The organism is Bradyrhizobium sp. 191 (genome assembly GCF_023100985.1).
Lineage (GTDB): Bacteria > Pseudomonadota > Alphaproteobacteria > Rhizobiales > Xanthobacteraceae > Bradyrhizobium > Bradyrhizobium diversitatis.
Genome location: NZ_CP064692.1, coordinates 2570634 through 2594606 on the forward strand (window position 1 = coordinate 2570634; position 23973 = coordinate 2594606).

16 protein-coding genes are annotated in these 23973 nt (G+C 63.4%); 10 read left to right on the forward strand and 6 right to left on the reverse strand.

Annotated elements, in window-relative coordinates:
• The first annotated feature begins 137 nt into the window (after positions 1-137).
• Complete coding sequence (locus IVB23_RS11905; protein WP_247803637.1) at positions 138-2096, forward strand: EAL domain-containing protein; 1959 nt, start codon at positions 138-140, stop codon at positions 2094-2096.
• A gap of 206 nt (positions 2097-2302) precedes the next feature.
• Here the strand turns inward: IVB23_RS11905 and IVB23_RS11910 are convergent, their stop codons facing one another.
• The 4 genes from IVB23_RS11910 to pgm all read right to left on the reverse strand — a co-directional run bounded on the left by IVB23_RS11910 (position 2303) and on the right by pgm (position 7038).
• Positions 2303-3283, reverse strand: coding sequence for a PDR/VanB family oxidoreductase (locus IVB23_RS11910; RefSeq protein ID WP_247803638.1), 981 nt, complete (start codon positions 3281-3283; stop codon positions 2303-2305).
• A gap of 11 nt (positions 3284-3294) precedes the next feature.
• Entirely contained in the window at positions 3295-4047 is a 753-nt protein-coding gene (locus IVB23_RS11915) for a GntR family transcriptional regulator (RefSeq protein ID WP_131866054.1), read from the reverse strand.
• A 4-nt stretch (positions 4048-4051) separates the two neighbouring features.
• A complete protein-coding gene (locus tag IVB23_RS11920; RefSeq protein ID WP_247803640.1) occupies positions 4052-5101 on the reverse strand; it encodes an aromatic ring-hydroxylating dioxygenase subunit alpha in 1050 nt (349 codons plus the stop codon).
• A gap of 290 nt (positions 5102-5391) precedes the next feature.
• Positions 5392-7038 (reverse strand): phosphoglucomutase (alpha-D-glucose-1,6-bisphosphate-dependent), encoded by a 1647-nt coding sequence (gene pgm, locus IVB23_RS11925; protein ID WP_247803641.1) that lies wholly within the window; start codon positions 7036-7038, stop codon positions 5392-5394.
• 175 nt (positions 7039-7213) lie between these two features.
• On the opposite strand from pgm, the gene IVB23_RS11930 reads away from it, so the two are divergent.
• Positions 7214-8008 (forward strand): transglycosylase SLT domain-containing protein, encoded by a 795-nt coding sequence (locus IVB23_RS11930; RefSeq protein WP_247803643.1) that lies wholly within the window; start codon positions 7214-7216, stop codon positions 8006-8008.
• A gap of 76 nt (positions 8009-8084) precedes the next feature.
• Entirely contained in the window at positions 8085-8933 is an 849-nt protein-coding gene (locus tag IVB23_RS11935) for an MBL fold metallo-hydrolase (RefSeq protein ID WP_247803644.1), read from the forward strand.
• A 19-nt stretch (positions 8934-8952) separates the two neighbouring features.
• Here the strand turns inward: IVB23_RS11935 and IVB23_RS11940 are convergent, their stop codons facing one another.
• Complete coding sequence (locus IVB23_RS11940; RefSeq protein WP_247803646.1) at positions 8953-9843, reverse strand: aldose 1-epimerase family protein; 891 nt, start codon at positions 9841-9843, stop codon at positions 8953-8955.
• Between the two features lie 186 nt (positions 9844-10029).
• Between IVB23_RS11940 and IVB23_RS11945 the strand changes: the two genes are divergently transcribed.
• The 7 genes from IVB23_RS11945 (at position 10030) to IVB23_RS11975 (ending at position 22465) form a co-directional block, all read left to right on the forward strand.
• The gene (locus tag IVB23_RS11945) at positions 10030-11133 is read left to right on the forward strand and encodes a glycosyltransferase family 1 protein (RefSeq protein ID WP_061878619.1); all 1104 of its coding nucleotides are present in this window, start codon (positions 10030-10032) and stop codon (positions 11131-11133) included.
• Between the two features lie 201 nt (positions 11134-11334).
• On the forward strand, positions 11335-12507 hold the full coding sequence (locus IVB23_RS11950) for a glycosyltransferase (RefSeq protein ID WP_247803647.1): 1173 nt from the start codon (positions 11335-11337) through the stop codon (positions 12505-12507).
• Between the two features lie 109 nt (positions 12508-12616).
• The gene (locus tag IVB23_RS11955) at positions 12617-13948 is read left to right on the forward strand and encodes a hypothetical protein (RefSeq protein ID WP_247803648.1); all 1332 of its coding nucleotides are present in this window, start codon (positions 12617-12619) and stop codon (positions 13946-13948) included.
• Between the two features lie 30 nt (positions 13949-13978).
• Positions 13979-15253 (forward strand): glycosyltransferase family 4 protein, encoded by a 1275-nt coding sequence (locus IVB23_RS11960; RefSeq protein WP_247803650.1) that lies wholly within the window; start codon positions 13979-13981, stop codon positions 15251-15253.
• Complete coding sequence (locus IVB23_RS11965; RefSeq protein ID WP_247803652.1) at positions 15250-16641, forward strand: hypothetical protein; 1392 nt, start codon at positions 15250-15252, stop codon at positions 16639-16641. The genes IVB23_RS11960 and IVB23_RS11965 overlap by 4 nt, the downstream gene beginning before the upstream one ends.
• A 542-nt stretch (positions 16642-17183) precedes the next feature.
• Complete coding sequence (locus IVB23_RS11970; RefSeq protein ID WP_247803653.1) at positions 17184-21092, forward strand: RHS repeat protein; 3909 nt, start codon at positions 17184-17186, stop codon at positions 21090-21092.
• Positions 21093-21340: 248 nt separating this feature from the next.
• Positions 21341-22465, forward strand: coding sequence for an acyltransferase (locus IVB23_RS11975; RefSeq protein ID WP_061878625.1), 1125 nt, complete (start codon positions 21341-21343; stop codon positions 22463-22465).
• A 24-nt stretch (positions 22466-22489) separates the two neighbouring features.
• Here the strand turns inward: IVB23_RS11975 and IVB23_RS11980 are convergent, their stop codons facing one another.
• Entirely contained in the window at positions 22490-23971 is a 1482-nt protein-coding gene (locus IVB23_RS11980; protein ID WP_247803655.1) for a lipopolysaccharide biosynthesis protein, read from the reverse strand.
• Between the last annotated feature and the right edge of the window lie 2 nt (positions 23972-23973).

A 23973-nucleotide genomic window follows, 5' to 3' on the forward strand; every position in this document is an offset into this window, starting at 1 on the left:
TTACCGATACCGTGAATTGAACACGCAGATGTGGTCACGCCGGTCGTGGCAAACGGGGATAATTCATAGTTCGTCAAAGGTTTGCAACGAATTCTCCTGATCGAGCCGGACAACGGCCGGTGCTGCTAGGCCATCGCATGCGGACTCAAACGACCAACTATGTCGCACGGCTGTTCGCCGGCGATCTGTCGGCCTTTGGCGGTCCCGCAACCGACGAGGCCGTGGCCGGGCATATCCGGGCCGAACAGATGTCGCTCGTGCTCGGCTATTCGGTCGGCATCATGCTCGCCAATGCCTGCAACGCCATCGTTCTCGCCATCGCACTGTGGCAGTCGCCGGACAGAACCCTTGCCCTGATCTGGGCCGGCGCCGTCGCCGCCGCCGCTATCGGATTCGGCCTGCAATCGCGCGCGTCACGCCGCATCACCAAACCGCAATTCGTCTCGCGTCGCGCGATGCACCGGCTGGTGCGCAACGCCTTCATCCTCGGCGCCGCCTGGGGCACTGTCCCGGTCGCCTTCTTCGCCGACGCTTCGACCGGCGGCCAGCTCGTCATCACCTGCCTTTGCTCGGGCATGCTGGCCGGCGGCGCGCTGGCCTTCGCCACCATCCCGATCGCGGCTATCGCCTTCACGGCTCCCATCTTCGTCGGGATCGCGATCTGCCTCGGCAGGAACGGCGACCTGGCCTTCCTGCTGATCGCCTTTCTCGTCGTGGTCTATGGCAGCGTGCTGCTGCGCGGCGTGTTCGTCAATTCGTTCGCGTTCGCGCGGCGCGTGATTCGGCAGATCGAAGCCGAGCGCACGGTGCGGCAGGATCCCCTCACCCATCTGCCCAACCGCGTCGCCTTTAACGAAACGCTCGATGCGGCGCTCAAACGGCTGGCGTTGTCGGGTGAGGAATTCGCGGTGCTGCTGCTCGACCTCGACCGCTTCAAGGAGGTCAACGACCAGTTCGGTCATCCCGCCGGGGACGAATTCCTGGTCCAGGTTGCAAGCCGCCTGCAACGCTGCACGCGCGCGGCGGAGCACGTCGCGCGCATCGGCGGCGACGAGTTCGCGCTGGTCATGAATCTGGCGCGGCCGGAGGATGCGCTCGAAATCGCCGAGCGCTTCGTCGCGGCCTTCACCGAACCGTTCCGGATCGAGGGCCGCCAGATCGTCGGCGCGACCAGCGTCGGCATCGTGCTGGCGCCACGCGATGGCAACACCGCTCTCGACATCATGAAGAACGCCGACACGGCGCTCTACCGCGCCAAGAAGGCAGGGCCGGGCACGGTGTGCTTCTTCGAACAAGCCGACGACAGGCTGTCCCGCGACCGCAAGGCGCTGCAATCAGACCTCGAAGGTGCGATCGCGCGAAACGAGCTGTTCCTGGTGTTCCAGCCATTCCTCGATCTCGGCACCGACCGGATCACCGGCCTGGAGGCGCTGCTGCGCTGGCAGCATCCTTCGCGCGGGCTGGTGCCGCCAAGCGAATTCATCCCGATCGCGGAGGAGACCGGGCTGATCCACGAGATCGGCGAATGGGTCATCCGACGTGCCTGCGCAAGTGTTGCCGAGTGGCCGGAAGACATCAGGGTCGCCGTCAATTTCTCGGCAGCGCAATTTCACAACACAGGCATCCTCCAGATCATCGTGCAGGCGCTCGCCGATGCCAGGATCGCCCCAAACCGGCTCGAGATCGAGATCACGGAATCGATGCTGCTGTCGAAATACGGCTCGGCCGCGACGGTCCTGAACGCGCTGCTGGAGCTCGGCGTCACGGTGGCGCTGGACGATTTCGGCACCGGCTTTTCCTCGCTGACCTACCTGCGCAAGCTGCCGTTCAGCCGCATCAAGATCGACCAGTCCTTCATCCGCGACATGCTGGTGCAGCCGGACTGCGCCGCGATCGTCAAGTCGGTGATCGGGCTCGCGCGCGATTTGCGGATCGGCGTGGTGGCGGAGGGTGTCGAGACTGCCGACCAGCTCGAATGCCTGCGCCAGATCAGTTGCGACGAGGTGCAGGGGTATCTGATCAGCCGGCCGGTGTCGGCCAATGGCGTGCTGGCGTTGCTGGATACGAAGAAGTATCGGGCGACTTACGCGGCGTAGGTGATTGGCGCAAAGTAGCAGCCACGGCGGCGGTGAGCCCCCTCTCCCGCTTGCGGGAGAGGGCTGGGGAGAGGGTGTCTCCACGGCGGGATTCCCCCAGAGGGGAGAGCCCTCACCCGCGTCTTTGGCGCGACCTCTCCCGCAAGCGGGAGAGGTGGAGACCGCGGCGCCCGATTGCTCCAACGAAAATTCCGCCCCGGGCTCGATCAGACCGCGTCCGCCCGCAGCAGCGTGTCCACCGTGATGGTGCCGCGGGCGCGGGAGACGCAGGCGCAGATCTTCTGGTTGCTGTGCTTCTGGTGGTCGCTGAAGAAGACGTCGCGGTGGTCGATCTCGCCGTCGACCTCGACCACGTCGATGACGCACAGGCCGCATTCGCCGCGCTTGCAGTCGAACATCACGTCATGGCCGCTGGCGTTGAGCACGTCCAGCATCGAGCGCTCGCGCGGGATTTCGAGCTCGATATTCGAGTCCTTCAATCGCACGCGAAACGCTTCGGTCGGCAGCGTGCCGCTGGAGCCGAAGGTCTCGTAGCGGAGATCGGGGAGCGCATGGCCGGCGCCGATCCAGGCATGACGCGCGGCGTCCAGCAGCCGCATCGGGCCGCAGAACAGCGCCAGCGTTGCTTGCGGCAATGAGGCGAACAACGCGTCGAGATCGAGCCGCCTGCCCTCGTCGCTCGCGTGGACGACGAGGCGATCGCCAAGCATCGCAGCGAGCTCGTCGAGATAGGCGGCTTCGCGGCGCGAGCGCATCGCATAGTGCAGCACGACATCCGACCCGCGGCGCGCCAGCGCCTGCGCCGCGCCGAGGATCGGGGTGATGCCGATGCCGCCGGCGATCAGGCAATAGTTCTGCCGCGTCCAGTCCACGGCGAGCAGCGAGGCGGGCTGCGTGATGTCGAGCCGCGCGCCCGGCTGCAGGGACCACATGTAGCGGGAGCCGCCGCGGGAATCATCAGTGCGGCGCACCGCAATTCTGAAACCGCGCGGAGCGGCCTCGCCGACCAGCGAATAAGACCGCGTCTCCGGCTGGCCGTCGATGGTCACGCTGACATTGATGTGGCTGCCGACCGGATAGGCCGTGACGTCGAGCTGATCCGGCCTGATCAGGAATTCGCGGATTCCGGGCGCAAGGTCGCGGGTCGTGACGAGCGTTGCAGGAATCCAGGTTTCGATGAAGCGCATGATGACTGCCCTCAATCGGTTGCGGTCTTGATCAGCGCGAGCGCCGGCAAGAGGTCGAGATGGGTCCGGTTGCGCAGCGCGAGCCGCAGGTTTCGCACCGCGAGCCGCGCATGCTCGCGCATGACGGCCTCGGCGCGAGCGCCTTCGCGGTTCTCGATGGCGTCGATCACGACGCGATGGTGCTCCTGCCCGATGATCAGGATCTGCTGCGCCTCGGGCAATGCCGACTGCGCCATCACGAAGCCGCTCGGGGAGGCAAACGGCAGCGCCGAGGCGCGGTCGATCTGGCGGATCAGCGGCGGGCTGCGCGACAATTCCGTGAGCACGGCGTGGAAGCGCGCGTTCAGCGTGACATAGGACGAGAAGGCATCGACCGAGATCGGCACCTGGCGGAGCAATTCGTCGATCGCCGCAAGGCATTCCTTCAGCGGCTCCAGCTCGCGCGCGGAGACGCCGCGTTCGGCCGCAAAGCGCGCAGCCAGGCCTTCCAGCGTGCCGCGCAGCTCGATGGAGTCGGAAATGTCGCGCTCCGAAAACGCCTTCACCATGAAGCCGCCGGAAGGGATCGCCTCCAGCAGGCCCTCTTCCTCCAGCCGCACCAGCGCCATGCGCACCGGCGTGCGCGAGGCGCCGGTGGTCTCCACCGCCTGAAGCTCGGAGATGCGCTCGCCCGGGCGCAACGCCCCCGACAGGATCTGGTCGCGCAGCGCGAGCTGCGCCTTCACGGTCTGCGAGACTGAGCGGTCGACCTCGCGCTCGGCCATGTCCCTACTCCGCGGCCTGGAGGTGTTGCGGCGCATTCTCCCTGGCAATCATCTTGTCGATCAGCTTGCGCGACCACATCGCGCCGGCATCGATGTTGAGATTGTAGAAGATGCGATCGGGGTTCTCGTCCATCGCCCGCTGCTGGGCTTCGAGGATCAGCTCGTCCTCGCGGAAGATGCCGGAGACGCCCTCGCGGATCTCGGTGGTGAGGCGCTGCTCACTGATGCGGTAGTTGCGGACGAAGGCCCAGAAATAGTGGCAGGTCTTCTCGGTCTCCGGCGTGATGGTGTTGAGCACGAAGCCGTTGACGCCCTGCGAGCGGTCGCCTTCGGGCGCGCCGCTGCCGCTAGGTGCCACGCCGACGTCGATTGCGATGGTGCACGGCGCCTCGAAGCGGATGATCTGCCAGCGATCGACGAGGCCGGGCTTGCCGAGCTGCCTGGCCCAGAACGGCGGCGGCTCGATGTTCCGCATCCAGCGCGTCACCGTCACCGTCTTCTCGCCATGGGTGACGTCGAACGGCGCTTCGGCGACCGCGTCGTTGCCGATCGACGAGCCGTGCACGAAAGTCTCGTGGGTGAGGTCCATGAGATTGTCGAGCACGAGGCGGTAGTCGCAATTGACGTGGATGGTCTTGCCGTCGCCCGCCCAGGCCGGATCGTGATTCCAGTGCATGTCCGGCACAAGCGCGGGATCGGCCAGCGCGGGATCGCCCATCCAGAGCCAGATGTAGCGGTGACGCTCGACCACGGGATAAGCGCGCACGCAGGCCGACGGATTGATGGTCTCCTGCGAAGGCATGAAGGTGCAGCGCCCCTGCGCATTGTACTTCAGGCCGTGATAGCCGCAGACGACGGTGTCGCCTTCGAGCCGGCCCTTGGACAGCGGCACCAGGCGATGCCAGCAGGCGTCCTCCAGCGCGGCCACCGTGCCGTCAGCCTTGCGGTACATCACGACATGCTTGCCGCAGATCGTCCGCGGCAGCAGCGCCGCCTTCACCTCGGCGTCCCAGGCGGCGGCGTACCAGGCCTTCATGGGGAAGGGCTTTGTCATCGGTCTCGCTCCCACGGCTTTATGTATGCGTTATGTATACAATATCAGCGGAGGATAGGCCGCACAAGCTTGTATTTCCTTACTGAATTACCTTTAATGAGTATCTGGTATACAGCCTCACCGCACGAGGCCTGCGAGCGTAGGCACTCGCGCCTCAACAGCGTCATGGCCGGGCTTGTCCCGGCCATCCACGCGTTGCCACGCGGTACGAAGAACGTGGATGCCCGGGACAAGCCCGGGCATGACGACCTATCGTGAACGCATGTGATCTTGTTCTGCTCTTAGGGCAGCTACGCCCCGAACACCTTCGCCAGCCCCGCCGTCGCCTCTTCCTGGATCTTCTTCAGGTGCTCGGTGCTGCGGAAGCTTTCGGCGTAGATCTTGTAGACGTCCTCCGTCCCCGACGGCCGCGCGGCGAACCAGCCATAGTCGGTCTCCACCTTGATGCCGCCGAACGGCTGGCCGTTGCCGGGCGCCTTGCTCAGCGTCGCGCGAACCGGATCGCCGGCGAGATCCTTCAGGCCGAGTTGCTCGGGCGTGACGGACTTCAGGATGTTCTTCTGCGGCCCGGTCGCGGCGACGTCGATGCGCGCGTAATGGGGCATGCCGAACTCTGCGGTGAGGTCGCCAAAGATCTGGCTGGGATCGCGGCCAGTCTTCGCCATGATCTCGGCAGCTAACAGGCCGAGGATGATGCCGTCCTTGTCGGTGGTCCACACCGTGCCGTCGCGGCGCAGGAACGAGGCGCCTGCACTCTCCTCGCCGCCGAAGCCGAAGCCGCCGGTGAGGAGGCCGTCGACGAACCATTTGAAGCCGACCGGCGTCTCCACCAGCTTGCGGCCGAGCTTTTTGGCGACGCGATCGATGATCGAGCTCGACACCACGGTCTTGCCGATCGCGGCATCCTTGCCCCAATGCGGGCGGTGCGCGAACAGATAGGAGATCGCGGTCGCCAGATAATGGTTCGGATTCATCAGGCCGCCGGTGCGCGTCACGATGCCGTGACGATCGGCATCGGTGTCGTTGGCAAAGGCGACGTCGAAGCGGTCGCGCATCGCGATCAGGCTCGCCATGGCGTAGGGCGAGGAGCAATCCATGCGGATCTTGCCGTCCCAGTCCACCGTCATGAAGCGGAAGGTGGGGTCGATCGCCTCGTTTACCACCGTCGCCTTCAGGCCGTAGCGCTCGATGATCGGATGCCAGTAATGCACGGCGGCACCGCCGAGCGGATCGATGCCGATGGTGACGCCGGCGGATTTGACGAGGTCGAGATCGACGACATTGCCGAGATCGGCGACGTAAGGGGTGATGAAGTCGTAGGCGTGGACGTTCGCGGACTTGCGCGCCTTGGCATAGTCGATGCGCTTCACGTCCTCGAGCTCGCCTGCGAGGTAGGCGTTCGCGCGCTTCTCGACGGCAGCGGTCACGTCCGTATCGGCCGGGCCACCATGCGGCGGATTGTACTTGTAGCCGCCGTCCTCCGGCGGATTGTGCGAGGGCGTGATGACGACGCCGTCGGCGAGGCCCGAGCTGCGGCCCTTGTTGTAGGTGAGGATGGCGTGCGAGATGACGGGGGTCGGCGTGTAGCCGCCGTCCTTGTCGATCATGACATCGACACCGTTGGCGGCGAACACCTCGATGGCGCTGACGAGTGCCGGCTCGGCCAGCGCGTGGGTGTCGATGCCGATGAAAAGGGGACCCGTCAGCCCCTTTTCTGTTCTGTAATCACAAATGGCCTGCGTGGTCGCGAGGATGTGCCCTTCGTTGAACGTGTTCTTGAACGAGGTGCCGCGATGGCCCGAGGTGCCGAACGCCACGCGCTGCGCCGGATCCGATGCGTCGGGCTTGCCTGCGAAGTAGGCCGTCACCAGCCGTGGAATATTGGTGAGCGCGTCCGGCGAGGCCTGCTTGCCCGCCGCGGGATGAACATCAGCCACTGAAATATCCTCGTCCTGTCGTCACGGAAATAGCGGGACACCATAGCATCGGCCGCGCCCCCGCCAAGGCCACAACACGCACGACAGGGAAGGCGTTCCTTGGGGTGAGCGCCCGCGCGCGGCAGTGACTGCGCCAATGGCCGGTTTGTTAACTCCGGAGCTCTATGACAGAGCCATGCTGTGGGATCGGGCACGCTTCAATCTCGGCGCAACGTGGACGCACGTGGCGGTCGCGCTGCTGTTGTCGGCCCCGATCGGCGCACATGCGAGCGACGGCGATAGCGACGGGCCGCGCACGATTTCGACGATCTCCAGCGCCGGGACCGACCTCGGCGCCGGCGAGACGCCGTCATCCCGGGCCATGATCCGAAGGATCATCGAGAGAGAAACCGCAAAGACCAATTTGCCGGCCGATGTCGCCGAAGCCGTCGTCTTTGTCGAAAGCGGCTATAACCCGGCGGTCATCGGCAGCGTTGGCGAAATCGGCGTGATGCAGGTGCGGCCCGAGACGGCGGCGATGCTGGGATTCCGCGGAAGCAATGCGGAACTCGCGGAGTTGGACGTCAATATCCATTACGGGGTGCTTTATCTCAGCCGGGCCTGGCACCTGGCGGGCGGGGATCTCTGCCGCGCCCTGATGAAGTACCGGGCAGGTCACGGCGAAGAAGAGATGACCACGCGGTCGCAGGTCTATTGCAACCGAGCCCGCAACCGTCTCCTCGCCATGAACGCGATGCCGCCAGGGACCGCAGCTGCGGCTGCCCCCGATGCGGCGTCCCCGGTCGCTGCTGCGGCTCCGGCAAAACCTGCGAGCCGCCCGAAGATGCCGGTGCAGCCCAAAGCGGTCTATGCCCGCTATCGTCAGGGCACCGCGGCCGCCAGCCGCGCCTATTGGGCCGCGCACGAGGCCCGGATCAGCCAGATCAAGGCGCGCATCGAAGCCAGATGGAAGCGCGTCGCATCGCGTTGACGGCGAGCCGGCTTGCCCCGCCGCGAGCTCCGCATCTACTGTGTGTCGCAAAAGTTACGTACCTGGAGGTCGCGTCATGGAGGTCATACTGCTCGGCACCGGTGGCCCGCGCCCGGACCCGCACCGCATGGCGACCACCACGCTGATCAGGCTCGGCGACGCGAACATCCTGTTCGACGCCGGCCGCGGCGTCGTGGTGCAGCTCAGCAAGGCCGGCGTGCCGCTCGGCACCATCAACACGGTCTTTCTCACGCACCATCACTTCGACCACATCGGCGACCTCTATGATGTGATGCTGAATTCATGGATGCACGGGCGCAAGGACGAGCTGCGCATCTATGGACCGCCGGATACCGAGCGGCTCGTCAGCACGCTGATCACGCAGGTCTACGACAAGGACATCATTTGGCGGGATAAGGGCGAGCCCGCCTTCGGCGGCTGGAAGCCTGTCGTTGCAACGGACATCGTACCGGGTCCTGTTCTCGACACCGGCCGCTGGAAGATCAGGGCCGAGCCGGTCTCGCACGGCGACGGCCTCGACATGCCGCCGGCCTTCCTCGCGCGCTGGATGTGTCTCGGCTACCGCTTCGAGGCGGAAGGCAAGGTCATTGCGATTTCCGGCGATACTGTCCCTTGCCCCGGTCTCGAGCGGCTGGCCGAGGGCGCCGACCTGCTCGTCCAGTGCTGCTTCCTCGCAACGCCCGAGATCAACAACGAGCACCTCCGCCGCCTTGCGAAATACACGATCGCCTGTGGTGACACGGTCGGCAAGGTCGCGGCCAAGGCCGGCGTCAGGAAGCTCGCGCTGACCCATCACCGGCCGCGCACCGACGACACCATGCTGAAGGCGCTGCTTGACGATGTGCGTCAGGACTATTCAGGGCCGGTCGTGCTCGGCGAGGATCTCACGCGGATCGAGGTCTGAGACCATCGGCCGTCCGGCCTCAGGACGATCCGACCTCGATCCGGAACGACAGCTGCTCTTGCGCCTCCGGCGCAATGTGCATCAGGCCCGGCTTGTCGGTGAACTCGCCGTCGAAGCCGGCGGGACTGGCATGGCCGCGCCACGGCTCGATGCAGAGGAACGGCGCGCCTGACGGTTTCGACCAGACGCCGAGCTCGCGGAAGCCGCGCCAGGACATTTCCAGCCACGGCCCAGTCGATGCACCCTGCCCCGCGGCATAGCGGACCGACGTGCTCTCGATCCGGTCGAAGATGATGGCGTCGTCGGTGAACAGGGAGTCGGACAGAGGAAGCGAGCTGCCCTTGACCGGGCTCGGCTCCGCTGCCGGCCGCAGCAGCCCACCATCGAGACGGCGGACGGGAGACGACTCCGCGCGCGCGAAAGTCAGCGCATAGCTCTCCTTTGCCAGACCGGGCTGGAGCGGCCAATTGAAGGCGGGATGACCACCAAGCGACGCGGGCAATGTCTCCTTGCCGGTGTTGGCAATCGTGAACGTCAGGTCGAGGCCGGTGTCATCGATGGCGTAGGCGGCCGTGAGCCGGAAAGCGAACGGATAGAGCGCGTGCGTCGCCGCGCTGTCATCGAGCACCAGGGTGCAGCGGCTCTCGCCGCGTTCCGCCCACGCAAAGCGGCTGTCGCGGGCAAAGCCGTGCTGGGTCATCCGATACGTCTTGCCCCGGTGCCGCAATTCGTCGTTGGCGAGGCGCCCGACGATCGGAAACAGCAGCGGCGCGTGGCGCGGCCATTCCGGCCCCGCCTGCCAAACGAATTCGATGCCGCTGTCGTCCTTCAGCGAGCACAGCTCGGCACCGTGCGCCTTGATGGTCGCCGTGAGGGAGCCGCTGCGGAGAGAATAGGTATCGTCACGCATGTCCGGACGTCTACACCCCCAACCCACCCGCAGCAAGGCAGCGCCGATCATGCAACTCGAGCGTTTTGGCGCCGATCGAGCGCTACGTCATATTTCCGTACCCAACGATTGCTCTGCTGGCTCAATCACCGTCTGCCTCCCCGAGGCCGATCCGATCTGAAGCCGATGAAATCCCGTGGTAGCCAATTGAAGTTCTTCATCAACGGCCGCTTTCTGTCGCAAAAGCTCACCGGCGTTCAGCGTTATGCCGCTGAAATGGTCAAGGCGATCGACGTGCTGCTGGCGTCGGAGCAGACTCCCGCCTCGCTGCGCAACGCCGAGTGGCAGTTGCTGACGCCAGCGGATGCAAGCGAGACCCTTCAACTCGATCGGATCAAGATTCGCGCGGTCGGCCGGTTGCATGGGCACGCTTGGGATCAGATTGACCTCGCTCGCGTCGCGGCCGGAGGCCGCTTGATCAGTCTGGCCAATTCCGGCCCCGTCTTCCATCGCGACCACATTGTCGTGCTCCACGATGCCCAGGTCTTTCGCAGACCCGACTTCTTCAACTGGCGCTACTTGACCGTTCATCGCACAATGGGGCGGCTACTCGCCCGTCACGCAGCCATCGCGACGGTGTCGGCATTTTCCCGCAGAGAACTTGCCGAGGTGCTGAATCTATCGGCAACGAACATTCCCGTCTTCCCCAACAGTGCCGAACATTTCGCCGCCACGAAGCCCGATCCCGGCATCCTTTCGCGACTGGGCATTCAACCGCAGAAATTCTTCCTGTTCGTGGGCTCGAAGACCAAGAACAAGAATCTCTCCGTTGCGATTCGCGCCGTCCAATTGCTCGACCGGGCCGACGTTCCATTGGTCATCGTCGGAGGCGATAACAGCAAGGTCTTTCAGGACAATTCGGGCGAAGGGGTTTCCGGCCTGCTGCTTGCCGGGCGTCTGACGGACGGCGAGATTGCAGCTCTCTATGCGCATGCATCGGCATTCGTGTTTCCCTCGCTCTACGAGGGGTTCGGCGTACCGCCGCTCGAGGCCATGATCTTCGGCTGTCCGGTCATCGCCTCGACGGCTGACGCCGTCGTGGAGACGTGCGGTGACGCGGCTGCGTATTTTCGCGCCACCGATGCCGACGCGCTGAAGCAGCTGATGCTCGAAAGACTGGCAATCGGCGCGATCTCGGACCAGGAACGCATGCGGCAGCAGGATCGCCTTGCCTTCTATTCGTGGAAAAAGTCGGCGAAGGCGCTGCTCGATCACCTCGAACGACCGGCGCACATCGCCAGCGCTGCCTGAAGCTCGGCGCAGCTCGCCTATTGCGCGCAATGGTTCTTGCACAAACCATTTGCAACTCGCGGCTCCCCTGCACAGTTCCATGAGAAACTTTTTTCGCTCTTGCAGCTATCGCGGCGCAACAACACCACATCGCTGCCCCAATATCGCTACGTATTCGAGGAACTGTTCCGCCAGCAGTGAAGCTCAGAACGAGGATGCACGATGCCCGGCTCTCCGACGCAGCCTTATGCAAGACAGACGATGAAGGTGCTGCACGTCGCCGAGACGATTCGTGGCGGGATTGCGAGCTACCTGAATGAGTTACATCCGCAGCAACAGGCGAGCTTCGGCGCCGAGAACGTGCACTATGTCGTTCCCTCGGATCATCGAGGCGATCTCGCCGCCGTCGATGACAAACAGATTACGACGTTCGAGCGATCCGGCCGCAGCATCGCCGGGCTATTGCAGATGCTGCGCGCAAGCATGCAGACGCTGGATGCCTTCAGACCGGACGTGGTGCACCTGCATTCCTCGTTTGCGGGCCTCGTGCTCCGGCCCGCGCTGGCGGCCCGCTCGGACGGACCGCGCGTCGTCTATTGTCCGCACGGCTGGGCGTTTTCGCGTGAGACCGGCCGCCTCAGTCATGTGGTGACAAAGGCGGCGGAGAACCTTCTCGCGCGCACGTCGGACCGGATCATCTGCATCTCCGTCGACGAGTTCAACGAGGCGGTCCGCGCCGGAATTCCCGCCGACCGCCTCACCGTCGTCCACAATGGCATCTCGAAGAGCCGCACGCTGCAGCCCGTTGCGGCGGAATGGACTTCCAAGAAGGTCAAGGTCCTCTTCATCGGTCGTCTGGACCGGCAGAAGGGCTTTGATCTCCTGATCGAAGCAGCTCGCTCGCTTGAGGATGTCCTCGACGTCCGCATGATCGGCGCCTCCGTCGTCAACAAATATGAAGGCCCGACCGTCCCTTCCAACGTGTCCCTGCTGGGCTGGCTGGACCGCCCAACCATCGAGACCCAGCTCGAGGCCGCCGACCTCGTCGTGATCCCGTCACGATGGGAAGCCTTTGGCCTCGTTGCCCTGGAGGCGATGCGCGCAGCCAAGCCCATTCTGGCGTTCCGCAGCGGCGCATTGCCCGAGATCGTCGTCGATGGCGTCACCGGCGTGCTGTGCGAGCCGGTCGCCGTCCAGCCGTTGGTCGACGGTTTCCGGCGAGCACTGGATCTCGATCTCAAGGTGCTCGGGCAGCGCGGCTACGACCGCTTCAAGCAGCTGTATGACGTTCAGAAGACGCATGGACAATTGCAGCAGGTCTATGCCGAGCTGCTTCAGGACGACCGGACACCGGTCGCAACGAAGGCGGGGCTGCAATCGGATCTCTCAAAGTGACGAACAGCATGCACGCTTGCCCGCGCAGATGCCGGAGATCGCGATGGCGATCCACCGAGCCCGGTCTGGTGTCGCCGCCGGTGTATCGCGCGTGGGCATGACCTAGACCATGACACGCCCACGCACCTTGATTCGCGACAGTGTCCGCCTCGCGGGCTTCATCTCGTCCATTCTGCTGTCGGTGCCGGCCTGCGCTCAGCACGCTCAACCGCTCGATGCCCGATTCCTGCTGGGTGTCGGCACCCATCAGGGGTTGGGCGGGCCGGTGAGCGCGCGCGGGTACGTACCCGCAGAGAACGTCGCCCAGATCAAGCAACTCGGCCTCAATTCCTTCCGCGACGACTTCCCCTGGTCCGAGTTCGAAACGGCAGGACGCCGGATGGGCTTCACGCCCAGACTCGGCAGGCTGGAGGCGCAGGTGAGGTCCGGCGTCGCGCGCCCGCTCCTGATCCTTGCGTTCGGCCATCATCTCGTTCCGAATTCCTCGCCACCGACGACCGACGAAGCCCGGCAGCGATTCGCCGATTATGCTGCGGCCGCGGCGCAATCGGTCGTGGCGCAACACCCCCTGTTCGAGCTCTGGAACGAATGGAACCTGGCGGCAAAGAAAGATGCCGCGTTCTCACCGGAAAACTATCTGGCGCTCGCGGAGGTCGCACGCCCGGCGGTGAAGCGGGTCGCGCCGAATGCGCCTTTCCTGGTCGGGGCGCTCGGCGACGATCCGGGCTGGACATGGACGGAGAAGATGCTGCGAACCGGCGTTCTCCAGTACGCGGACGGCGCTTCGATCCATCTCTACAATTTCTGCATGGGCCCAAGCAAACGCACCTCCGCCGAGATCATCGATCGGCTCACCGCGTTCCATCGGCTCGTGAGTCAGGCGAGCGGAAACGCCGACTTCCCGATCTATGTCACCGAGACCGGCTGGACCACGGCCACCAACAAATGCGGCGTCAGCGAACAGGCCCAGGCCGACAATACGGCACAGCTCATCCTGTGGGCGTCGACCGCGGCACGCTGGCTCAAGGGCATGTGGCTCTATGAGCTCAAGGACAGCGGCAGGAATCCATCGGAGCTGGAGGACAATTTCGGCCTCTACCGTTTCGACAATTCGCCCAAACCCGTCGCCTGTGCGGCCCAGGGCGCCTGGGCTTTCATTCGCTCCAGCCTGAGTGCCGAGCGACGAGAACTCGCCAGCGGCGTCGTGTCGATCAATGCGTCAACGGCTTCCGGCGGCAGAATTGCAGTCTGGTCCGAGGCCCCGGACCGACGTTACGAAATCCGGCTCAAGGACGATCAGGAAGGAGCAACCTTTGCGATGCCGTGCGATTCGGCGGCAAGACCGGCGTCCAGGGCCTGGATTCCGGTTTCGAGCACACCGGTTCTTATTGCAGTCAACAACGGTGCCATTCCCGCCCTGGAGATCCGGCCGGCGCGGTAGGCGTGAATTTGCAAAACACGAGGTTACGCGATGAAAGTTCTTTTGACGTCCACGCTTTATCCGACACCTCAGGCACCAAAGATCGTTGGCGGTGCAGAGGTCTTCGCCCGACGTTTCGCCGAAGGCCTGGTGCAGCGCGGAGACGAGGTCGAGGTGATACGGGCCGCACCGGCACCCCACCAGGCTCGCGAATCCTGCAACGGCATCGACATCTATTCCGCGCCGGTGCAAAATATCTATCTGCCTTTCACCGAACAGAAGAACATCGCGCTGCGCAGCATCTGGCACGCGGTCGACGATTGGCAGATGCAGGCGCCCCTGATCGCGGAACGAGTCCGGGCCTTCAAGCCGGACGTCCTGCACTCCAACAATTTGTCGGGTCTCACCACCGCGATCTGGCGCGTTGCCGCCCAGCTCGGCGTCCCGGTGCTCCATACGCTTCACGACTATTATCTGACCTGTCCGCGCTGCTCGCGTTTCGACAAGGGACGGTCTTGCGAGCGCACTTGCACGAGCTGCGGAATCCTGAGCTATCATCGCAAGCGCGCCACGCATTGGCTCAGTGCCGTGGTCGGCGTGAGCGAGCGCGTTCTGTCCATTCATACGGACATGGGCATGTTCACCGAGACGCCGATCCGTACCGTGATCCGCAACGCCTCGACCGAGCCGCCACGTGAGCCCTATCCTCGTCCGATCTGCACCACTGAAGTGACGTTCGGGTTCATAGGCCGCCTCACGGAGGAAAAGGGCATCGACAACCTCATGCGCGCTCTTGCTCTGCTGCCCCGCGATCGCATCCGCATGATGATCGCCGGCCGGGTCAGCGACGAGGAGCAGGGACGCCTCCGGGGCCTCTCGCGGGATGCGCGAATAGAGTTCATGGGCTTCGTGGCGCCGGACGATTTCTACAGGCAGGTCGATGTGGTGGTCGCGCCATCCATCTGGCACGACCCGGGTCCACTCGTCGTCGCAGACGCCAAGGCGGCTGGCAGGCCGCTGCTCGGAACGCCCTTTGGCGGCATGCCCGAGGTCATCGAGCACGGCGTGACGGGCTGGCTGACCGAAGCCGATCCGCATTCCCTGGCCGACAGCATGCTCGCAATCGCGGCGGATCCGCACAAGATCGACGAGATCAGCCGGCGCCTCATTGCGGATACCAACAAATGGGTATTTGCCGACGTGCTGTCTTCATACAAGAACCTGTATGAGCAATTGCGCGAACAACGGATGTCGCGCATGCGCGCAGCAACGGCCGAGGCGCCGCTGGGACGGACCGTCGGCAAGGAGCGCCTCATTCCGAGATGACACGCCTCCTGGCGATGGCGGGCTACGTCTATCAAAGCGCCGCGGCGATCGTCCTGATCTTCGCGATCAGTCACCTGTTGCCCGCCGCCGACTATACCAATTTCTCCCTGGCACTGGCCTCGAGCCAATTGCTCTGCGTCCTGATGTTCGAGTGGCTGCAACTCGCCGGACTGCGCTTTCTGGCGGCAGCGAAGGAAGACGAAGCGGCTCGGTTGAGATGGTCGCTGCTTGCGGCGGGCCTGTCGAGTGCGGGCGCGCTCGTCCTCGTCGGGAGCTGCGCATCCTTGGCCAGCGTGCTCCCGACAGGGATCGTCGCCCTGGGCCTCGGCATATCCGTGCTCCAGGGCTTGACGGATCTCTATTTCCTGTCGGTCCGCCTGTCCGATCGGCTGGGCATCGCGTCCTTTCTTCTTGCGTTTCGTGCCACCGCTCTTCTGACCGCGGCCGCCGCCGGCGCAGCGATCTCGGGAACGGCCGAAGCGGCGCTGCTCGGCGTTGCCGCCGGCCACATGCTGGGCCTTCTCGCCGGGCTGGTGGTCTATCGCACTCCCCTGGAGCGCGCTTCGCTGCAAACGACGCTCGCCGACTGGAAGGATTTCTCCCGCTACGGCATGCTCGCCGCGGGCGCGTCGGTCATCCATCTGTCGGTGCCGGTGCTGCTCCGTGTCATCGTCATCGGCCGGCTGGGTGCGACGGGGGCTGGCGCCGGATTTTCGATCGCGCTCGACCTGCTGCAACGTCCCTTCTGGGTCCTCAATGCAGCGATCCACACCGTGAGCTATCCCGAAGTGGTCAACGATTTCGAGCACGGGACCGGCACAAAATCCCTGCAATCTGCACGCCGCATGTTCGAGTTCATGATCTGCACGACCCTCGTGCTACTCGGCGGATTGGTCGGCTTCATTCCGGATGCCGCGCGCATCCTGGTGCCCCGGGAGAGCCTGGATGGCTTCCTGGCGACGGCGCCGGCGATCGCCGCCTTCTATTTCCTGCATACCCATTTGCAGGCGACGATAGCCGTTGTCCCCCACCTCGAGAAGCTGGCGACCAGGCTGGTCCTGGTCGCCGCCGGGCAGCTCGCCCTCGTTGTCGCCCTCTCCCTGGTCGCCGTGTCGGCCGGCCTGTCGCCGCGAGCGGCGGTGGGCTGTGCTTCGCTCGCCACCCTCGCAACGATTCTGGTCGCGCTCGGTCCTACGCTGCGGTTCGAGGCATTCCCGCGCTGGTCCTTGGTCATGCAGGCGCTGGTGGCCGCGATCCTGATCGGATCGCTCGGTTCGATGCCGACGGAGCCCGCTGCATGGCTCGCCGGCAAGATCATGATCGCCGCGCTCGCAACGGCGATCATCGCATGGCGCGGGGACTTTCTCATGCTGGCTCGCCGCGGCTGATTCGCCGCACCCGCAAGTCTGCCAAAATCAGATCCGACGTCCGAGACTGAACCGGGCCTCGCTACCAACTGCCGCAGCGGGTGCGTGCACCGTCACGAGCGACCACAACCATACCGGGTATATCCTATATTTTAAACGACCATAGAAACGGCATCTGCAAACGTTCTGTGCAGGAAGTTTCACGAAGAGCGGATGACACTCCGTAGGATTGCGGACGCTGCACAACCCTTTGCCGACATCACGCACTGCAAGCGTGCAGCATCGTTCCCCTTCCCGACCTGTCGCATGGATCCAATCGGCATATGCTGCGCATACATTCAGCAATCAGATCGACAAAATTCTTGAAAGCGCCTTCCTCACGCCATCCTGCTCCGGCATCGCAGTCAACGTTCTGCTGCAACAGAGCGAGTCTGTTCCTGCACAAGGAACACGTTTCGCTCGCTATTTGTAGCTTTGGTTTTTATCTGAAATTCACACTCGCCAGAGAAGCTTGAACGCAAATCCCTGCGAGCAATTTGGTTCGCGCTGAAATCGAGTGTGCAATGCCTGATCAAACAATCCTCTCCGCCGGCGGCTTCATCAACTCCATCGGCGTCAATACACATGCCGGCTTCGGGTGGACCGGCTACAACAATCTCGCGCTGATGGTCGACAATCTGGAGTATCTCGGCGTCACCCATCTCCGCGACGCCATGGGAACCAGCCCGGCTGCGCAACCGGTGGTCGAGGGACTCGCCGCTGCCGGCTACAAGTTCGACTTCCTCGTATCGTCCGCCCTGCCCCAGATGGGCACGACCGGACTGCAGAAGTATATCGTGTCGCTCGAGAAATTCGTGGCGAGCCATCCGGGCAGCATCAGCGCCATCGAGGGTCTCAACGAGGCCAATCACCAGCCCTTCAGCTACAATGGCAGCTCCAGCCTGAGTGCCGCAGCCCAGTTCCAGAGCGCGCTTTATCAAGCGGTCAATGCCAACGCCGCCCTCGGCCGCATTCCCGTCTACAATCTGTCACTGGCCTACAACGATCCCCAGGGCTACAACCAGCTCGGGAACATGTCCGGCTCGGTCGACTATGCCAACGCCCACGCCTATGTCAGCACCAGCCTGACCCCCAGCAGCTCCATTGCGGCGACGCTGAGCGCCGTCATGACCGCAGCACCTGGAAAGCCCGTCGTCATCACCGAGACCGGCTATACCACGCAAGCCAACACCCAATATCTCGGCGTCAACGAGACCGTGCAGGCCAAATCGATCCTGAACACACTGGTCGATGCCTACAAGGCCGGTGTCAGCGCGACCTATCTCTACGAGCTGTTCGACCGTGACTCGTCGGCCGCCAATACGAACCCGGAAGCGAACTTCGGACTGTTCAATTCCGACGGCACGCCGAAGCTCGCGGCGACGGCGATTCACAACCTGACGACCATTCTGGCCGACGACGGCAAGGGCGGCCTGCAGCCGACTGATCCATTGAACTACACCCTGAGCAACATACCGGCCACAGGCAACAGCATGGTGCTCGGCAAGAGCAATGGCGCCTACGAGCTCGTCGTCTGGGCCGAGCCGAAGCTCTGGAACGACGCCACCGACACCGAGGTAACCAACAGCACCCAGACGGTCACGGTGAATCTCGGCGGCGTGCATCATACGGTGAAGGTCTACGACACGCTGACGGGAACCACGGCGATCGCCAGCTACACCGACGTCAGCTCGATCACGATTCCGGTCAGCGATCACCCGTTGATCATCGAGATCGACGCGCCTCCGACCACGCCGACTCCGCCTGACAGCCGGGCCAGCGTCACGGGCACGGCTGCCGAGATCGTGCCGCAACTGTCCGACCTGAGCGAGTCGACGGCGCTGCAAACCATCACGTTGACGGATTCGCACGTCCTGCCGGTCGCTTCGAAAGCGACGATGGACTACATCATTGCCCATTACGGCAGCGCGCTGTCCAAGATCCAGGGCGGCTACTCGTTCTCCGTGACGAATACCGCCGCGACCTGGACCAACACGAAGACTTACGACGCGAGCGGGAAGCTGCTGTCGAAGTCCGACACCGGCCTCAATTCGAGTGGACAGCCGACCTCGACCACCGTCGTCTACAGCGATGGTTCCCAGGACCTGATCAGCTACACCAATGGTGTGAAGACGAAATTCGTTCATGTCGGCACCGATGCGACCCGGACCACCGATACCTACAACACGGCCGGAACCCTTCTGAGCGAGATCGTGCAGAAGTCGGACGGCTATTACTCCACCACGCTCTACACGAACGGCGTGAAGACCGCCGCCTACGTCAAGAACGCCGATGGTTCGCAGGACAATTATTCCTACAACATCACCGGAAAGAGCTTTACCACACAGGTTCAGCACCTTGACGCGTCGGGGAAGGTCACCTCGGTCGTTCGCAGCCATGCCGACGGCTCGCTGGATTCGACCCAGGTCTACAAAAGCGACGGCAGCAGCGTGATCGCGTTGTACAGCGCCACGGGCGTCAAGCTGGTCGAGACCAGCTATCATGCCGACAAGAGCAAGGACGTCTGGACCTACAACATCAAGGGCCAGACCTATGCGACCGAGCACGACGTCTACGATGCGACCGGCTTCCTCACCACGCTGGTCCGCAGGCACGCCGATGGCAGCCTGGCCTTCAAGCTGATGCAGACCGCGGACGGCACCAAGACGACCAACTGGTACAATGCCTCCGGCAGCCTCACCAGCGAGGTGGTCCAAAAGGCCGACGGATTCACCTCGACGACCCTCTACAGCAATGGCGTGAAGACGAAGGCCTACATCAAGAACGCCGACGGTAGTCTTGACAATTATGCCTATGGCGTCACCGGCCAGAGCTACACCACGCTGATCCAGCACATCGATCCGTCCGGCAAGGTCACCGCGGTGACCCGCAAGCATGCCGACGGCACGCTCGACTATACGCAGGTCATCAATGCCGACGGAAGCAGCGTCATCACCAACTACGACGCTGCAGGCGTGCGAACCAAGCAGACCGACTATCACGCCGACGGCAGCAAGGACGTCTATCTCTTCGGCATCACCGGCCAGAACTACACGACCGAGCACGACATCTACGATGCGACCGGCTTCCTCACCACGCTGGTCCGCAGGCACGCCGACGGCAGCATGGCGTTCAAGCTGGTGCAGAGCAAGGACGGGATCAAGACGACGGACTGGTACGATGCCAAGGGCGTCCTCACCAGCGAGGTGATCACGAAGGCCGACGGTTACAGTTCGACAACGACCTGTTCCAACGGCCTCAAAACTGCGGCCTACATCACCAATGCCGACCAGAGCCAAGACATTCACAAATACAACATCACCGGCCAGAGCTACACCACGCAGCACCAGCACATCGATCCGGCCGGCCGGACGACCGAGGTAACCCGTTGGCATGCCGACGGCTCGCTCGACTATACCGAGGTCGTCGGCAGCGATGGCAGCAGCGTGGTGACCAACTACGACGCCTCGGGCATCAAGAAGACGGAGACCGATTATCACGCCGACGGGTCGAGGGATGTCCATCTCTTCAACGTCGTCGGTCAGAACTACACGACGGAGCACGACACCTACGATTCCACCGGCTTCCTCACCCACATCGTGCGCACCCACGCCGACAACAGCCTGGCATTCACGTTGGTGCAGAGCGCTGACGGCACCAAGACCTCCGAGTGGTATGACGCGAAGGGTGTCATCACCAGCGAGGTGACGACCAAGAGCGATGGCTATAACTCCACGACCGTCTATACCGGCGGCGTGAAGACCGCGGCCTATATCAAGAACGCCGACGGCACGTCGGACAATTGGAACTACAACGTCACCGGGCAGTCCTATACGACCCAGCACCAGCACCTCGATGCCTCGGGCAAGCTGGTCGAGCTCACCCGGACCCATGCCGACGGCACGCTGGACTATACCCAGGTCATCCACGACGACGGCAGCAAGCTGACCGACATCTATAACAGCGCCGGCGTCAAGACCCAGGAGATCGCCAACAACGCCGACGGCTCGAGGGACGTGTTCCTGTTCAACTTCAACGGACAGGCCGGCACGACGCAGCACGAGAACTACAACACCGCCAATGCACTGCAGTTCATCGATCAGACCAAGACCGACGGCACCCATAACGTCACGGCGGTTGGGAGCGGCGTGACGATCCAGGGCGGAGCCGGCAACGACGTGTTCTCGGCCGCGCCGAATTCGACCACCATCGCCTACGATCACGGCCAGGACCAGATCCTCAACTTCCAGGCCGGCGACGGCACGACTCACGACGTGATCCAGATCTCGAAGCTGCTGGCGGCAGACTACAGTCACCTGCAGATGACGCAGTCCGGCACGAATGCGCTCATCACGTTCTCGGCCAACGATTCGATCCTGCTGAAGAACGTGTATGTCAGCAACCTGACAAGCCACGATTTCCTGTTCGTCTAGAATCGCGGCAGATTGGCATCCATCGAGACAGCGTGGGATGGGAGGAGCCCCTCTCCCACGCACAGCTGACAGCCAATGCCCTTTCAACAGGCAAGGATCGCCTTCGACCTACTCACCTGATACTTCCGGACCGACCCTGGCTCGTTCAGAGGCACATCAGCACTTCACATGATTGGCGCTGGTTGCGAACTTGCGTCACAATTGCTGTCTAGAAGAGACCTTCTTGCTGCAGGGATATCGACGCCGACATGGAAGTCCGCGAACCAAAGCGATTCGTTCTTCTCGACTTCTACCGGTTCATCGCCGCGCTAGGCGTCTTCATCTTTCATCTGAAGAACATCGACAAAGGCATCTCGCCGGTCTGGAACGGCTCTTACGGCCTGTTTGTCGACATGTTCTTCATCCTGTCCGGCTTCGTGATCTCCTATTCCTATCCCGCGACCTCGACAGGCCTGCGCACCTATGTGCGCTTCCTCGTCAGGCGGATCGCGCGAATCTACCCCTTGCATCTGCTCACATTATTGATATTCGCGGTCCTTGCTCTCGTGGGTATATCCGGGCCGACCTCGCACGCGAGCTGGCTGGACTTCCTTCACAACCTCCTCCTCGTGCAGGCGTGGGGCGTCACAGATCACCTCAGCTTCAACTCGCCGGCCTGGTCCATCAGCGCCGAGCTGTTCTGTTACGTTCTATTCCCACTGTTCATGCTGCTGGCCGGCAGGGTCTCGCCGCTGATGCTCGCGATCATCGTCGCGCTCTGTTACGGAATCCTCGCCCACGCTCACCTGCCGATCTGGCAGGAACGCTCGCAGATGTACGGAGCAACCTTCGATTTCGGGATGTTGCGGGCCCTTCCGAGCTTCCTGAACGGGATTCTCCTGACCGTCCTGTTCAGGCTCTCGAGCGACTATCGCAGGAAGCCCGTCGCATTCGCCGGAATAGCACTGTTCGCCGGCTCGGTCCTGATCCTCAACCTCTATGCCAAGCCCGACCTTGCAATCATAGTGTTCTCTCTCGCGATTCTCGTCACAGCCACCGGAGAGAGCGCCTTCGCCCGGTTTCCCGGCTCTGACTGGCTCGGCCGCCTCGGCAACACGTCATACGCGATCTACATGGTTCACGAAGTGCTGCTGATCCTGCTTTTCAAGCCAGCGTGGCACTATTTCGGACTTCAACCAAGCATGTTTCCAGTGTTTGCGTTGGTCTGCTGCATCATTCTGACGGTCGTCGCCGACGTGACGTATCACTATGTCGAGAATCCCGCTCGAAAATTGATCAACCGGCTTGCGCCGGGCGATGCAAGGTCGGCCCGCATCCCGAAGGCCGAGCCGCTCGATCTTTCGGAGACCCGGCAAGCGGCCAACGCGAGCTAGGTGTCTGCAGGGCGGATCTTGCAGCTAGGTTCTCGAGGATCGCCGCACACGGCCCAGGATTTCCTGGCATATCCGCACCACGGCCGGCCGGGCGATCGCGACAACAACGACGAGATATACCGAAGAACCGAGCAGCACGAGCGCCGCGAGACGCAGCCATGGCGACGTGGCCGGCATCGCAACGGAGGCAGCAGCCACCGCGCATGCCATCACCGCGGAGCCCGCAAGTGCGGGCATCAGCGCCGCGGCATAGGGCCTGATACCGAGTGACAGGATCCGCATCGAGGCTCCGGCGGATAGCGGATACAGCAACAAGGCGCGAGCGACGTAGCCGACAGCAATCGCGATAAGGCCAAACGGCGCAGCGAGGATGAAGATTGCTATGTTCGAAACCGCGTAGATCAGCGTCAGCCAGGTTTGCCAATGCGGTTTGCCGAACGCCAGGATAACGGAGTGATTGTAGAGGCCAATCGTGGTCAGGAATCCGGTGACCGACATGATCGCGAGCAGAGGCGCGGCCTCGCTCCACTTGGACCCGAAGAAAGCAGTGATCAGATCCGGCGCCAGAACCGCTATGCCGGCGAAGATCGGAGCCGTCAGCAGCGACGTGTACATGACGAAGGCAACCAGCGTCGAACGCGATGCTTCACGGTCATGCTGGAGGCCAGCGATGGTCGCAAAGAACACCCGGTTCAACGCATTCCCAATCACGGTACTCACGGCATTGACCAGGCGCTTGGCCAGGCTGTACAAGCCCGCGCCGGCGGCGCCGGTATACCAGGTAACGAAAATCAGATCGGAATTGGCATTGGCGAAGTTCGTGATTCCCGTCAGCGCCACGTAGCGCGCATAGCTCAGGAGTTCGATCACTGCCTGCCGGCTGACCCTGAGCCGAGGGCGCCAGGGCGTCAGGATCCAAAGGCTGACCAGCGAGATCAACGACGTCGAAACGAGCTGTCCGACCAGCGCAACGACCCCGTACCCCTGGATCGCCAGCCCGATCCCAACCGCCCCGCCAACCGAGATTGAAGAAAGCGAGCGGATGGCGAGGGATCGAAACAGTTGATTGCGCATCAACCAGGCTTCGTGCGTCCGTGACAGGCCCTGTACGGCCACCACGATGCAGAACCCCTTGAGAACGATGGCAATGTCCGAAAGACCCGAGAATCGTTCGATTGCGCCGCTCGAGGCGAACAGTGCGAGCGCTGCAAACAAGGAGAGGCCCGCGATGAGCCAGAACGAGGCAGTGTAATCCTCGTCCTTCGGCTCGGCACGCGCTTGGACCGCTATCGCGATGCTCTCGATCAGGACTGCCCGGCAGAATTCGAGCGCCAGCGCCCCCGTTGCCACGATGCCGAGAATCTGCGGCGACAGCAGCCGCGCCATGATCATGTAGATCGCGAGCGTGAGAGCCTGCCCGACTGCGGAATCGAGTGCGGACCAAATGACGCCCGAAACGATCGAGCGCGGCTTGATATTCTCGTGGCGCAATTGGAGGCCTGTCACAA